This window comes from Thalassovita autumnalis (genome assembly GCF_001458255.1).
Classification (GTDB): domain Bacteria; phylum Pseudomonadota; class Alphaproteobacteria; order Rhodobacterales; family Rhodobacteraceae; genus Thalassobius; species Thalassobius autumnalis.
Window position 1 is genome coordinate 184,639 of sequence record NZ_CYSB01000025.1, and the last position, 14,116, is coordinate 198,754.

The following is a 14,116-nucleotide window of genomic DNA, read 5'->3' on the forward strand; positions in this document are numbered from 1 at the left end:
AAAGGTCAGCTGTTGCCGTCGCGGGTAAAGCGCGCTGCATCGGCAGCGGCACGACGGATCGCGTTGGATTTATGCACGGTTTCCATAAACTCAGCCTCAGGATCGCTGTCATAGACAACGCCGCCCCCAGCCTGGATATAGAGCTTCTTGTCCTTCACGATGGCAGTCCGAAGCGCGATACACATGTCCATGTCGCCGCCTGCGCTGAAATAGCCCAGACCCCCGCCGTAGATGCCGCGCTTTTCCGGCTCCAGCTCATCGATGATCTCCATCGCCCGCACTTTTGGCGCACCAGACACGGTGCCTGCGGGCATACCGGCGAAATAGGCATCAACCGCATCTTTGCCCTCATCTAGTTCGCCCACCACGTTGGAGACGATGTGCATGACGTGGCTGTAGCGCTCGATGATGAATTCTTCGGTGGGTTTCACCGTGCCGATTTTGGCCACACGGCCCACATCGTTGCGGCCCAGATCAAGCAGCATCAGGTGTTCTGCCAGCTCTTTCTTGTCGGCCAGCAGATCGGCCTCCAGCGCCTTGTCTTCTTCGGGGGTTGCACCGCGTGGGCGGGTGCCGGCGATGGGGCGGATGGTGACCTCTTTGTCAAAGACGCGCACCAGGATTTCCGGGCTGGCGCCAACAACCTGAAAACCGCCGAAGTTGAAGTAGAACATGAACGGCGACGGGTTGGTGCGGCGCAGCGAGCGGTAGAGCGCAAAGGGCGGTTGGGTGAAATCCTGCGTCCAGCGCTGGCTGGGCACCACCTGGAAGATATCGCCGGCGCGGATGTAGTCTTTGGCCTTTTCCACCGCAGCCAGATAGGCCTCTTTGGCAAAGTTCGATTGCGGCGGCTGCACCACATCGGCTTCGCCCAGATCGCGGCTGGCCTGGGGCAGGGCGCGTTCCATATCGCGCACCGCATCCATCACCCGTTCTGCCGCTTGCGCATAAGCGGCGCGGGCGGATTGGCCGTCATTGACCCAGACCGGGGCCACAACGGTCACATCGCCTTTGACGCCGTCCAGCACGGCCACGACCGACGGGCGCATCATCACTGCATCCGGCACGCCCAGTGGATCCGGGTTCACATTGGGCAGATGTTCGACCAGACGGATCGTGTCATAGCCCAGATAGCCAAACAGCCCGGCAGAGGCGGCTGGCAGATCTTCGGGCAGGTCGATGCGGCTTTCGGCGATCAGGGCACGCAGATTGTCCAGCGGGTTGCCCTGCTGGTCCTCAAAGGCGTCTGGATCAAAACGGGCCATCCGGTTGATCTGGCTTTTGTCACCATGGCAGCGCCAGATGGTGTCTGGTTTCATCCCGATGATCGAATAGCGCCCGCGGACTTCGCCACCGGTCACGGATTCCAACATAAAGGCGTCTTTCTGCGCGCCGGTCATTTTCAGCATCAGCGACACAGGCGTGTCGAGATCTGCAGCCAACCGGGCGTAGACCACCTGATTTTCGCCAGCCTCATAGGCTTTGGCGAAATCGTCATAGGAGGGGATGAGTTCCACCGTTTTGTCCTTTGCCTTTCCGCTTAGCGGAAGTTTGCATGCACCGCGTTGAGCGCGGTCTGGTCCAGATAGATGCCGGCCTGATCCTGAATGGCACGGGCATAAGCCGCATAAAGATCATCCGAGATCCCTGCATCACCCTGTTGTGCCAGCAGCGTGCGGAAGCCGGTGACCTCAGCATCGTTTTCATCGGGGCCTTTGATGGCGTCCAGTTTGACGATGGCGACGCTGTCAGTGCCGCGGATCACGGTGACGCCGCCATCCTGCATCTTAAAGACCTCATCGATCAGCCCTGCGGGTGCTTCCGAGATGAAATCAGAGCGTATCATGTCTGCTTCCGGCCGGGCGGTCAGGCCCAGTTCGGCCATGCCGGCGCCCTGGACCAGCTGGTTGACCATGATCTCACCCTGCGCAGCCAGGCCGATGTTGATCTGCTCTGCCTTATAGGCGGCGGTCACGGCGTCGCGGACCTCCTCCAGCGGCTGCAGGGCGGCGTCAATGTTGGCTTCCCAGCGCAGCGCGGCGATGCCGCCGTCATCCAGACGGATCACTTCGGGGTAATCGCCATCTTTTGCGGCCAGTGCGGCGCTGCGGAAATCAGCGTAGCCGGCAATCTCTTCTTCGGACCCTGCGTGCCAGTCGATGCTGGACAGCACAGCGCCGCCTTCCCCTTCCAGCTCTTCCAAGGTGGCGCCGCCTGCCAGCAGGTCATCCAGGTCTTCGGCCACACGGTCGATCTGACGGCGGGCGGCATCGCTGGCCAGTTCGGCGTGCAGTTCTTCGCGCGCCTCGTCCAGTGAGGTTTCTGAGCCGGGCAGAACCCCGTTCACCCGGAACAGCGCCGGGCCAAGCGTGGTTTCAACAGGGCCCACAACGCCGGTGCCGTCCAGGGCAAAGACATCAGCCCCCGCAACGCCAAGGCTGGCGGCGGTCACATCGCCCATGTCAACGTCGGCCAGATCAAGGCCACGATCCGCAACCAGCGTTTCAAAGTCCTTCTCACCGGCGTCCAGCGCGGCCTTGGCAGCATCAGCGGCAGCAGCATCGGAATAGATCAGGCGTTCGACCAGACGGCGTTCGGCGACGATGAACTGATCTTTGCGCTCTTCATACAGGGCGGTGATCCGCTCTTCGTCCACATCGATGCCTGCGACCAGCGCGTCGGGCGACAACCAGACATAGGTCAGCCGCTTTTTGGCCGGGCTGGTGAAATCAGCGGCGTTGTCGGCGTGGAATTTGGTCAGCTGCTCTTCGGTGGGTTCCACCTGTGCGGTCATCAGATCTGCGGCGCTCAGCAGGGCCCAGGTGAAATCGCGGCGTTCGCCCGCAAAACCGATCAGCGTGTCAGCGTAGGCCGAAGGCATGGGCGCGCCGGTGACAACGGCACCCTGCAGGATGGCGCGGACGGTGTCGGCGCGCATCTGGCCTTCAAATTCAATCTCGCTCAGGCCTGCCTGATTGAGGGCAAAGCGGTAGCTTTCACGGTCAAAGCCATTGGCACCCTGAAAGGCGTCAATCTGCACGATCTGCTGGCTGAGGTTTTCATCCCCGATCGACAGGCCCAGTTTGGCCGCCTCATTGTCCAATGCGGCCTGGCCGATCAGCCGGCCCAGCGCGGCGCGGTCAACACCTGCGGCCAGCACCTGATCAAAGGTCATGGCGGAACCGGTCTGTGCCTCAATCGCGCGGATGTCCTGTTGCAGGGCACGCGCATATTCGTTGACGTCAATGTCCTCATCGCCGACCGAGCCAACGCGGGTGATGTTGCCCGACAGGTTGGTTGCCCCGAAACCGCCGAGACCCACGATCAGGAGGCCCATAATCCCCCACATGAAAGTTTTGGAAGTCGTCCCGCTTGCCATGGTATTCCCTTAAAGTTTCGGGTTGTTCAAAGTCTTGCCGCGAATGTTTAGGCCGAAGCCTGTCCCGGCACAAGGTCTGCCAGTGTTGCCAGCCGGTCAAACAGCGCCGCAATGCCTGCGCGGTCCACATTGGCAAAGGCGATGCGCAGCTGTTTGCGTCCCTCAGCATCGCCGTCGGGCATGAACATCGTGCCGGGCAAGGCCAGAACGCCGATGTCTTTGACCATGTTCTTGGCCAGTTGATCTGATGCAATATCAAAGGGATGCTCGACATAGGCAAAGTAGGCGCCACAGCCCAACAGCTGCCAGCCCTGCGCGGCCAGCACCGCAAAGCCCTCTTCGATGGCGGCGCGGCGGTCGAGAATTTCCAACCGTTCCCCGGCCAGCCAATCACCAAGGTTCTGCATGCCCCAAAGGGCGGCGTGCTGGGCCAGCTGGTTGGGGCAGATGGTGACGGTGTCGATAAACTTCTCCGCCTCGGCCAGACGCTCAGGTGAGGCGACCATGGCGCCAACGCGGTGGCCGGTCAGCCGGTAGGCTTTGGAAAAGGAATAGAGCTGGATCACCGTATCGGCCCATTCAGGATCTTCGAACAGATCATGGGGCGCGCCGGTCCGGCTGTGAAAATCTCGGTAAGTTTCATCAATCACCAGCGGCAGGCCGTGTTTGCGCGCAAGATCGCGGAATTGGGCAATCAGCGCGGCGGGGTATTCCACGCCGCAGGGGTTGTTGGGGCTGACCAGCACCAGCGCTTTGGTGCGGTTTGTGATCAGCGCCTCGGCCTGCGCGGGATCGGGCAACATGCCCTCACCACAGGCCAGCGGTACGGTTTTCACCCCCGACATATCGAGCCACATTTTGTGGTTGAAGTACCAGGGCGTTGGCAGGATGACCTCATCCCCTTCACCGCAGAGCGAGACCATGGTGGCACAAAAGGCCTGATTGCAGCCCGAGGTGATGGCAACCTGATCAGCGCTGACGGTGCCATTGTAGGTGGATGACACACTGGCCGCGACCTCGGCCCGCAGGGCCGGTAGGCCCAGATCGGGCCCGTAAAGATGCGCCTCGGCCATGTTGAGCGCGGTATCGGCAATGGCCTGACGCAGCGGTGCGGGCGGTGGATCCACTGGCGCGGCCTGGCTGACATTGATCAAGGGCCTGTCAGCTGCAAACTCCACACCGTCCAGCCAGCGCCGGGCCTCCATCACGGGGGGCGCAAAAGTGGTGGCGGTGCGGGACAATGTCATGGCTCTCTCCTCAGGTCTTGGCGGGCGAGGATAGGCGGATCGCAGTCAGGGGCAAGCGGATAATGCACGCAATCAGTGGTGCAGCCGGGCATTGCGCCAAGATGCAAAAAGGCGCCGCAGAGCGACGCCTTTCAAAGATCTTGGTGATCGCCAGTTCAGCGGGCAGATCAATCGGTGCCGCGATAAGGCTCAACGTATTGCAGGGCCATGTCCCAGGGGAAGAAAATCCACGTGTCCTGGCTGACCCCGGTGATGAAGGTGTCGACCATCGGCTCACCCGCGGGTTTGGCATAGACGGTGGCGAAATGCGCCTTGGGGTACATGGTGCGCACCAGTTCCAGGGTTTTGCCGCTGTCCACCAGATCGTCGATGATCAGGATGCCTTCGCCGTCGCCCATCAGCTCGGGGTCGGGGCTTTTCAGGACCTGGGCTTCGCGCTGCTGATCCTGTGCGCCGCCACCGGAGTAGTAGGACTTCACGCTGATGGTATCCACGGTGCGGATGTCCAGCTCACGGCTGACGATCATCGCCGGTGCCATGCCGCCACGGGTGATGGCCACAACAGCCTTCCAGGCACCATCATCCGGGCCTTTGCCATCCAGACGCCATGCCAGCGCGCGGCTGTCGCGATGGATCTGGTCCCAGCTGATATGAAACCCTTTTTCGTGTGGCAGACGATCGGTCATGGCTTCCCCCATGTGGATTTTAAGATACGGAGTGTGTCGCGGCTTGGGCCACGTTCAGATTAGCACAGGGCGATACTGTGCCTTGGCATGCGACGCAAGGAAAAGCCGAAGATGCGGGCGGTTTTCCTGTGGATTGGGGCGTTGAGCGGCGCTGAGCCCTTAGGGGGCCACGTGATAACGCCCGTCCCGGACCGAGGTTTGTGGCAACACTTGCGTGGCTTCAAACTGTTGATAGGCCGGGGCCAATTGACGCCAGAAATCGATCCAGTTGGACCCGCTTGCCTGCGCCATGCGCGGCTCCGTCATGCGGAAAGGGAAGGCGTGGACAGGCACGGTAGCTTGCCCGGCCTTTAGTGCGGCTTCAACGGTGAGGTAGATCTCCTCGATCAGCGGGTCGGTCATCGCGTAGCACCCAATCGACAGGCAATTGCCATGCACCATCAGAAAGCTACCGGTGCGTCCGTGGGCACGGTCAAAGCTGTTGGGAAACCCAAGGTTAAAAGACAGATGATAGCTGGAGCGCGGATTAAGCGCGCTGAGCCCGACCTGATAAAACCCTTCGGGCGATTGCCGATCCCCTTCGCGCAGTTTGGGGCCTAACCCGCCTGAGAAAGTGCAAATCGGGTAGCTGCGAAACAGCTGATAGGTGCTACCCGATTTGACCCAAAGCTCCAGCGTGGCCTCTTCTTTGAAGATCCGCAGATAAACTGGTGCGCCAAAGGTCAGGCCCTGGGCGGCAAACTCAGCCTCCAGCCGTGGTGTGACCCGGTTGCGGATTTCAGTGATGTCAGCGCGTAGCCCAAGCGATTCCGCGATACGGGCGGGCAGGTAGGCGCGGCCCAGATAGAGTGCGCTTATCGTCAGGCTGGCCAGCAGCAGAAGGATCAGAGGCCGGCGCATCACCTGCGGCTACCGGTTCAGGATCAGTGACAGCCCCAGCGTCCCAATGGCAGCGCTGCACAGCCGGTCGATCCCTGATTTGGCGCGTAGATAAATTGCCTTGGCCGTCTGGGTGGTGAAGATCAGCGCGAAACACGTGTAAACAATAACCTCCAACGTCAGCACCAGCCCAAGGATTGAGGCTTGCGAGCTGAGTGCCAGCGGATCCGGGAAGATGGTGACAAAAACGGCCGAGAAGTAGAGCGCGGCCTTGGGGTTGGCCAGATTGGTCAACACGCCGCCCGGCAGACCCAAAAGGCGTTTGCGTCCCTCCGCTGAGACCGGGCGATCGGCGCCGCGCCAGATCTGCAGCGCCATCCAGATCAGATAGGCCGCCCCCAGCAGTTTCAGCGCGGTGAACAGCCAGGGCAGGGCGGCAAAGACCAGCGAAAGGCCGGCAAAGGCAAATGCCGCCCACAGTGTTGCAGCCAGCGCCAGACCCAGACCGAACCGCAGGCCCACGCCGCGCCCATGGGCGAAGCTTTGCTGCATGATCGCCATGATCGCAGGCCCCGGGCTGATCAGCGCCAGCAGCTGTGTTGCCAACAGCAGGAGTATCTGATCAATGCCGAAGCCCATCTGGCCGTCCTTTGCTTCTTTCTGGGGGCAGGCTTACTTGCGGCCCGTCACCACATCAATGTCAGGCGCGTCCACCGCCTTCATGCCCACCACGTGATAGCCCGCATCCACATGCAGGGTTTCGCCGGTAACACCGCTGCCCAGATCGCTGAGCATGTAGAGCGCCGATTTGCCGACATCCTCAATGGTCACGTTGCGGCGCAGGGGCGCGTTCAGCTCATTCCATTTCATGATGTAACGGAAATCACCAATGCCGCTCGCGGCCAGGGTTTTGATCGGCCCGGCCGAGATCGCATTGACGCGGATGCCGTCTTTGCCCAGATCTTCGGCCAGATACATCACCGAGGCCTCAAGCGCGGCCTTGGCGACCCCCATGACATTATAGTGCGGCATCACCTGTTCGGCGCCATAATAAGTCAGCGTCAGGGCGCTGCCGCCGTCACTCATCAGTTTTTCAGCGCGCTGCATGACCGAGGTGAAAGAGTAAACGCTGATGTCCATCGTCATCGCGAAGTTTTCACGGCTGGTGTCAACGTAGCGGCCACGCAGTTCGTTTTTGTCAGAAAAGCCAATGGCATGGACGATGAAGTCAATCTTGCCCCAGGCTTTTTCAATCTCGCCAAAGGCCGCATCCAGTGAGGCGGGATCGGAGACGTCACAGTCCAACATGATCTCCACCCCCAGCTGGTCAGCCAGCGGGGTCACCCGTTTCTTGAAGGCATCGCCCATATAGGTAAAGGCCATTTCAGCCCCAGCGTCGGCACAGGCCTTGGCGATGCCCCAGGCGATCGACTTGTCATTGGCCAGCCCCATGATCACGCCGCGTTTGCCTGCCATCAGCCAATTTGCCATCAATTGGTTTGACATTGGCCCCTCTCCATCCAAATGATTGCCTGCAAATTGCTTTAGGGGATCGGCGGGGGTGCTTCAAGCCTCGCTTCCTTAGCGGCAACTTTGCGCGAGTTCCCGGGGAAACCGTGCAGATCGGGCGGCCCGGCGCCCAGGCAGGCCAGCAAAGGGGCCAATGACCAATGAGTGACCGTAGCGGAATTTTTGCAGGCGATGATCCGTTTCAAATTGCCCGGACCTGGCTGGCTGAGGCCGAAGAGAGTGAGCCGAATGACCCTAACGCCATTGCGCTGTCCACGGTGGATGCGGATGGGCTGCCCAATGCGCGCATGGTGCTGCTGAAGGAAATCGAAGACGGGGCTTTCGTGTTTTACACCAACTACGAAAGTGCCAAAGCCGGTGAGATTGACCAGGCGGGCAAAGCGGCCTTTGTCATGCATTGGAAATCGCTGCGCCGGCAGATCCGGGTGCGCGGTATCGTCAGCAAAGAGGACGGGCCGAAGGCGGATGACTATTACAATTCACGCTCCTTGAAGTCCCGTTTGGGGGCCTGGGCGTCAAAACAATCTCGTCCGTTGGCCTCGCGCACTACTTTGATGGCTGAAGTGGCCAAAGTGACAGCCCAGCATGGTCCAAATCCCAAGCGACCCAACTTTTGGGGAGGTTACAGAATCACGCCGCTTGAGATTGAATTTTGGGCGGACGGGGCATTTCGCCTCCACGATCGCTTTACTTGGCGTCGTGAAACAGTGAGTGAAAACTGGAAGATAGACCGCCTGAGCCCGTGATTTTCGCGTGACGTGAAATGCAAATAGTTGTAAAAAAATCAACTTTTGCCTTGCATGAGCACTGTTGTATGTCACATGAAATGCATGGGGATGACGATCATGTGGGTAACGAAACATTGAGAACTGAAGTGGATGGCGCCCGCAGGGTAATTGGCCTGGTGAAATGGTTCGACCCCGTAAAGGGGTTCGGATTCGTTGTCGCCGATGAAGGTGGGCCAGATATCCTGTTGCATGCCAACGTTTTGCGCAACTTTGGGCAAAGCTCTGTGGCGGATGGCGCGAAGATAGAACTGGACGTACAGAAAACGGAGCGTGGGATCCAGGCGACCGAAGTGTTCAGTATTGAGCCACCGCTTGGAACAGAAGGGGCCACGCTGGCCGATTTCGAAGACATTGATCCAGAAGTGATCCGCACCGCTCCGTTGGAGCCGGCGCGCGTCAAATGGTTCGACAAGGGCAAGGGCTTTGGCTTTGCCAATATCTTTGGTCGCGGCGAAGACGTGTTTGTACATGTCGAAGTGCTGCGCCGGTCGGGTCTGGCGGACCTGCAACCGGGTGAGGCCGTCGGCCTGCGGGTGATTGACGGCAAACGCGGACGGATGGCGACAGAGGTCTGCGCCTGGGAAGCGGCCCTTAAATCGGATGACTAAGATGATGCGGCTGGTCCTTGCGGGGCTGGCCGCAACTCTTTTCAGCGCCTCCATCGGCGCGGCGGCCTGTCGTGAGGATGTGGTGCAGCTGCGTGGGGATTGGGGGCAGGCCCAGTTCCGTGTTGAACTGGCCGATGATCCCGCCGAGCGGCAGCAGGGGCTGATGTTCCGCAAATCTATGCCGCGCGGATCGGGCATGCTATTTGTCTATGAAAATGAACGCGCGGTCGGCTTCTGGATGCGCAACACCTATATCGCTTTGGACATGATCTTTGCCGATGGGGCAGGTGTGGTGCAGCATGTGCATCATAATGCGGTGCCCCTGGATGAAACGGTCATCCCCGGCGGCGATGCGATTCAACATGTGCTGGAAGTCAACGCAGGCCTGGCTGAGGGGCTGGGCATTGTGCCGGGCAGTCAGCTGCGTCATCCGGCGATTGATCAGGCGCGTGCCGCCTGGGTTTGCGATTAAAATCCCAGTGAATAAAGGGCGCTTTGGTGCGGGTGAAAAAAACTCGCCCCCGGAGGTGATTTCGCTCTTTTCAATCCGGTTCACACGGGGTAGACCCCACGCACGGTCCGGGGCGTAGCGCAGTCTGGTAGCGCACCTGTTTTGGGTACAGGGGGTCGTGAGTTCGAATCTCGCCGCCCCGACCACTTCCTTCCATCGATAGACTGAATTGCCCTTCGGGGCCGATGCTGCCGTGTCCGTTCGCGCAGGGTGATTGTTTTTTCAGCAGTGGCGCAGCAGTCCAGTTTGCGGGCAAGGATTGCGCCAAATTCCTGAATTTTCTGCGGATTTGGACAGGAAATATGCCCTATTGGCGCCGTGGAATGGTGCGATCAGAATTCTGCCCTTACTAGCAAGGCGTTGCGCGATGTGGCGTGTTTCCCCCACTCACGAAGGAATCGCGATCCTGTGACCCAACGCGTGCGAATGGGCTTTCGGTCAACGAAAAAGATTAAATTTTCCGAAAATAAAACCGTTGACCGAATATGGGTGCATACGCCAACTTGTGGGGGCCAGCGGCAGGCTGCACCATATATTGTAGCCGCAGGTGACAGGGACATATTCATCGGAACGGGGTTTCCCCACTTTGTTTTTCTTCGATCTCATGGGGGTGGGATCGTTGCGCTAAAGATGTGCGCGGTCTGCTGTTGGCACGAATGCAACGACATTCGTTGACCAGGGATTGAGACAGACCACAGACAGGGCAGCACAGCGATGCACATCGAGAGAAAGTTTACCACATCCGGTCAGGACGCCTATGCGGAGCTGACATTTACCACCACCGCTTCGGAAATTCGCAATCCTGACGGCACCGTGGTGTTCAAACTGGATGAGGTGGAGGTTCCCGACAGTTGGAGCCAGGTGGCCTCGGATGTGATTGCGCAGAAGTATTTCCGGAAAGCAGGCGTTCCAGCGGAACTGAAAAAGGTCAAAGAGGCAGGTGTGCCAGAGTTCCTCTGGCGGTCGGTGCCAGCCAGCAAATCCACCAAGATGGGCGGTGAAACCTCGGCCAAGCAGGTGTTTGACCGGCTGGCGGGCGCCTGGACCTATTGGGGTTGGAAGGGCGGCTATTTCAGCAGCGAAGAGGATGCGCGCAGTTATTACGATGAGATGCGCTATATGCTGGCCACCCAGCGGGCGGCGCCAAACTCCCCCCAGTGGTTCAATACGGGTCTGCATTGGGCCTATGGGATTGATGGTCCGGGGCAGGGGCACCACTACGTAGATTACAAATCCGGCAAGCTGGTCAAATCCAAATCCGCCTATGAACATCCGCAACCGCATGCCTGTTTCATCCAGTCCGTTTCGGATGATCTGGTGAACGAAGGCGGCATCATGGACCTCTGGGTGCGTGAAGCCCGCCTGTTCAAATACGGCTCTGGCACGGGTACCAATTTCTCCTCCCTACGTGCCGAGGGGGAAGCACTGTCAGGCGGGGGCAAATCCTCTGGCCTGATGGGCTTCCTTAAGATCGGGGACCGGGCGGCAGGCGCGATCAAATCGGGTGGCACCACCCGGCGCGCGGCCAAGATGGTGATCTGTGATGTCGATCACCCCGACATCGAAGAGTTCGTGAACTGGAAGGTGAAAGAAGAACAGAAGGTCGCCTCGATCGTCGCTGGCTCCAAGATGCATGAAGCCAAGCTGAACGCGATCTTTGCCGCGATCCGTGCTTGGGATGGCGCGGCGGCAGATGCGACAGATCCCAAGGCCAACGCGGGGCTGAAAGTGGCGCTGCGCGATGCCAAAAAGGTAGCGATCCCGGAAACCTACGTGAAGCGGGTGCTGGATTACGCGCGGCAGGGCTATGACAGCATTGAGTTTCCAACCTATGACACCGATTGGGATTCTGAGGCCTACGCCTCGGTCTCGGGCCAGAACTCCAACAACTCGGTGCGGGTGACGGATGCCTTCCTGAAGGCGGTGGAACAGGACGAAGACTGGGCGCTGTTGAACCGGACGGACGGGCAGGTTTCCAAGACCTTGAAGGCGCGCGATCTCTGGGAAGATATCGGTCATGCCGCATGGGCCTGCGCCGATCCCGGTATTCAGTTCCACGATACCGTCAACGCCTGGCACACCTGTCCCGAAGACGGTGAAATCCGCGGGTCAAACCCCTGTTCGGAATATATGTTCCTGGACGATACCGCTTGTAACTTGGCCTCAATGAACCTGCTGACCTTCTTTAAGGATGGCACCTTCCAGGCCGAAGATTACATGCATGCCACGCGGCTGTGGACCATCACGCTGGAAATCTCGGTGATGATGGCGCAGTTCCCGTCAAAGGAAATTGCCCAGCTGTCTTATGAGTTCCGCACCCTGGGTCTGGGCTATGCGAACATTGGTGGCCTGCTGATGAACATGGGGCTGGGCTATGACAGTGATGCGGGCCGGGCGATGGGCGCGGCGCTGACGGCGATCATGACCGGTGTGTCCTATGCCACTTCGGCTGAAATGGCCGGTGAGCTGGGGCCGTTTGCAGGCTACAAGCGCAACAAGAAACACATGCTGCGCGTCATGCGCAACCACCGCACCGCCGCCTATGGCGCGACCGAGGGCTATGAGGATCTGGCCGTCAAACCGGTGCCGCTGGATCTGGGCAATGTGCCGGATCAGCGGTTGGCGCATCTGGCGATGCAGGCCTGGGATGAGGCGCTGGAGCTGGGCGAAAAACACGGCTACCGCAACGCGCAGGTGTCTGTGATTGCCCCAACCGGCACCATTGGTCTGGTGATGGATTGTGACACCACCGGGATTGAGCCGGACTTTGCCCTGGTGAAATTCAAAAAGCTGGCCGGCGGCGGGTACTTCAAGATCATCAACCGCTCGGTGCCGGCAGCGCTGGAAAACCTGGGCTATTCCTCGGCCCAGATTGAGGAGGTCATCTCCTACGCGGTGGGCCATGGCACCATGGGCAACGCGCCGGGCATCAACCACACCTCACTGGTGGGCCATGGCTTCACCAGCAATGAGATTGAGAAGGTGGAGGCGGCATTGGCCACGGCCTTTGACATCCGGTTCGTGTTCAACCAGTGGACGCTGGGGGAAGAATTCTGCCGCAACGCGCTGGGGATCCCGGCGGAGAAGCTGAGCGATCCGTCCTTTGATCTGCTGCGCCATCTTGGGTTCAGCAAGGCGGATATTGAGCAGGCCAATGACCATGTCTGTGGCACCATGACCCTGGAAGGGGCGCCGCATCTGAAAGAAGAGCATTACCACATCTTCGACTGCGCCAACCCCTGCGGCAAGAAGGGCAAGCGGTATCTGAGTGTGGACAGCCACATCACCATGATGGCCGCCGCGCAGAGCTTTATCTCAGGCGCGATCTCCAAAACCATCAACATGCCCAACGATGCCACGATCGAGGACTGTAAAGCGGCTTATGAGCTCAGCTGGTCTTTGGGCATCAAGGCAAACGCGCTGTACCGCGATGGCTCCAAACTCAGCCAGCCACTGGCCGCAGCCTTGATTGAGGACGATGATGAGGCTGCTGAGGTGCTGGAAACCGGCACCCCGCAGGAAAAGGCGCAGGTGCTGGCCGAGAAGGTGATCGAGAAGGTCGTCGTTAAGGAGCTGGTGCGCAGCCACCGTGAAAAAATGCCGGAGCGGCGCAAGGGCTACACCCAGAAAGCGGTTGTTGGCGGTCACAAGGTGTATCTGCGGACCGGTGAATATGAGGATGGTTCCCTCGGGGAAATCTTCATCGACATGCACAAAGAAGGCGCCGGATTCCGCGCGATGATGAACAACTTCGCTATCGCTGTGTCGGTCGGGCTGCAATACGGCGTCCCGCTGGAGGAGTTTGTGGATGCCTTCACCTTCACCAAGTTTGAACCGGCGGGGATTGTGCAGGGCAATGACTCGATCAAAAACGCCACTTCGATCCTAGATTACATCTTCCGGGAACTGGCGGTCAGCTATCTGGATCGCACCGATCTGGCGCATGTGAAACCGCAGGGTGCATCCTTTGATGACATCGGGCGCGGCGTCGAAGAAGGGGTCAGCAATGTTGAGGAGTTGAGTGAAACCGCGGCGACCCGGTCCCTGGAGATGCTGAAGCAGATCAGCTCCACCGGGTACCTGCGCAAGCGTATGCCCGAGGATCTGATGGGGCTGCAGGTGCCACAGACCAGCACGGATGTGGCGCCAGAGGTGGCAAATGTCGCCGTGGCGACGGCCCCGGCCAGCGATGCCGCAACGGCGCTGGATGCACGATCCAAGGCGAAAATGCAGGGCTATGAGGGCGAAGCCTGCGGTGACTGCGGCAATTACACTTTGGTGCGCAACGGCACCTGCATGAAGTGCAACACCTGCGGCGCGACCTCGGGCTGCAGCTGATGAATTCCGGGGTGGGTGCGCCCACCCTTGATGCGAAATGGGCGTACAGGCAAAACACAATCGGGCGGTAAAATAGCGTCCCATTTCGCAAAACTGGCCCCCCGCGTGGGGGCCTTTTCTTTGCAACCATGGGTCGGATTTCCCTGTGTT

Annotated in this window: 11 protein-coding genes and 1 tRNA gene; 5 read left to right on the top strand and 7 right to left on the bottom strand. The window is 59.7% G+C overall.

The genetic code is table 11. The features are described 5' to 3' along the window. Positions 1-5: 5 nt before the first annotated feature. From trpE to fabI, 7 genes are all read right to left on the bottom strand, one after another. On the bottom strand, positions 6-1,517 hold the full coding sequence (trpE, locus tag TL5118_RS06935; RefSeq protein ID WP_058241937.1) for an anthranilate synthase component I: 1,512 nt from the start codon (positions 1,515-1,517) through the stop codon (positions 6-8). Between the two features lie 23 nt (positions 1,518-1,540). Next, positions 1,541-3,379, bottom strand: a complete 1,839-nt coding sequence (locus TL5118_RS06940; protein ID WP_058241938.1) for a peptidylprolyl isomerase — start codon at positions 3,377-3,379, stop codon at positions 1,541-1,543. A 47-nt stretch (positions 3,380-3,426) separates the two neighbouring features. Continuing rightward, positions 3,427-4,626, bottom strand: coding sequence for an aminotransferase (locus TL5118_RS06945; RefSeq protein ID WP_058241939.1), 1,200 nt, complete (start codon positions 4,624-4,626; stop codon positions 3,427-3,429). A gap of 167 nt (positions 4,627-4,793) precedes the next feature. Then, a complete protein-coding gene (gene gpt, locus TL5118_RS06950; protein ID WP_058241940.1) occupies positions 4,794-5,312 on the bottom strand; it encodes a xanthine phosphoribosyltransferase in 519 nt (172 codons plus the stop codon). A 159-nt stretch (positions 5,313-5,471) separates the two neighbouring features. Continuing rightward, on the bottom strand, positions 5,472-6,212 hold the full coding sequence (locus TL5118_RS06955; RefSeq protein ID WP_242601741.1) for a L,D-transpeptidase family protein: 741 nt from the start codon (positions 6,210-6,212) through the stop codon (positions 5,472-5,474). Positions 6,213-6,221: 9 nt separating this feature from the next. Then, positions 6,222-6,830, bottom strand: a complete 609-nt coding sequence (locus tag TL5118_RS06960; RefSeq protein ID WP_058241941.1) for a LysE family translocator — start codon at positions 6,828-6,830, stop codon at positions 6,222-6,224. Positions 6,831-6,863: 33 nt separating this feature from the next. Further along, positions 6,864-7,682: an enoyl-ACP reductase FabI gene (fabI, locus tag TL5118_RS06965; protein ID WP_058242081.1), complete on the bottom strand. Its 819-nt coding sequence runs from the start codon at positions 7,680-7,682 to the stop codon at positions 6,864-6,866. 179 nt (positions 7,683-7,861) lie between these two features. Between fabI and pdxH the strand changes: the two genes are divergently transcribed. From pdxH to TL5118_RS06990, 5 genes are all read left to right on the top strand, one after another. Further along, on the top strand, positions 7,862-8,467 hold the full coding sequence (gene pdxH / locus TL5118_RS06970) for a pyridoxamine 5'-phosphate oxidase (RefSeq protein ID WP_058241942.1): 606 nt from the start codon (positions 7,862-7,864) through the stop codon (positions 8,465-8,467). 80 nt (positions 8,468-8,547) lie between these two features. Further along, positions 8,548-9,117, top strand: a complete 570-nt coding sequence (locus TL5118_RS06975; RefSeq protein ID WP_082626139.1) for a cold-shock protein — start codon at positions 8,548-8,550, stop codon at positions 9,115-9,117. 1 nt (position 9,118) lies between these two features. Further along, positions 9,119-9,589: a DUF192 domain-containing protein gene (locus tag TL5118_RS06980; protein WP_058241943.1), complete on the top strand. Its 471-nt coding sequence runs from the start codon at positions 9,119-9,121 to the stop codon at positions 9,587-9,589. A gap of 108 nt (positions 9,590-9,697) precedes the next feature. Then, positions 9,698-9,774: transfer RNA gene (locus TL5118_RS06985), tRNA-Pro, on the top strand. 568 nt (positions 9,775-10,342) lie between these two features. Continuing rightward, entirely contained in the window at positions 10,343-13,966 is a 3,624-nt protein-coding gene (locus tag TL5118_RS06990) for a vitamin B12-dependent ribonucleotide reductase (protein WP_058241944.1), read from the top strand. The last annotated feature ends 150 nt before the right edge of the window (positions 13,967-14,116 follow it).

Coding starts and splice junctions, on each gene's coding strand:
- TL5118_RS06940 (WP_058241938.1), bottom strand. CDS start 3,379: ATGGCAAGCGGGACGACTTCCAAAACTTTCATGTGGGGGATTATGGGC.
- TL5118_RS06945 (WP_058241939.1), bottom strand. CDS start 4,626: ATGACATTGTCCCGCACCGCCACCACTTTTGCGCCCCCCGTGATGGAG.
- gpt (WP_058241940.1), bottom strand. CDS start 5,312: ATGACCGATCGTCTGCCACACGAAAAAGGGTTTCATATCAGCTGGGAC.
- TL5118_RS06955 (WP_242601741.1), bottom strand. CDS start 6,212: ATGCGCCGGCCTCTGATCCTTCTGCTGCTGGCCAGCCTGACGATAAGC.
- TL5118_RS06960 (WP_058241941.1), bottom strand. CDS start 6,830: ATGGGCTTCGGCATTGATCAGATACTCCTGCTGTTGGCAACACAGCTG.
- fabI (WP_058242081.1), bottom strand. CDS start 7,682: ATGGCAAATTGGCTGATGGCAGGCAAACGCGGCGTGATCATGGGGCTG.
- pdxH (WP_058241942.1), top strand. CDS start 7,862: ATGAGTGACCGTAGCGGAATTTTTGCAGGCGATGATCCGTTTCAAATT.
- TL5118_RS06975 (WP_082626139.1), top strand. CDS start 8,548: ATGCATGGGGATGACGATCATGTGGGTAACGAAACATTGAGAACTGAA.
- TL5118_RS06980 (WP_058241943.1), top strand. CDS start 9,119: ATGATGCGGCTGGTCCTTGCGGGGCTGGCCGCAACTCTTTTCAGCGCC.
- TL5118_RS06990 (WP_058241944.1), top strand. CDS start 10,343: ATGCACATCGAGAGAAAGTTTACCACATCCGGTCAGGACGCCTATGCG.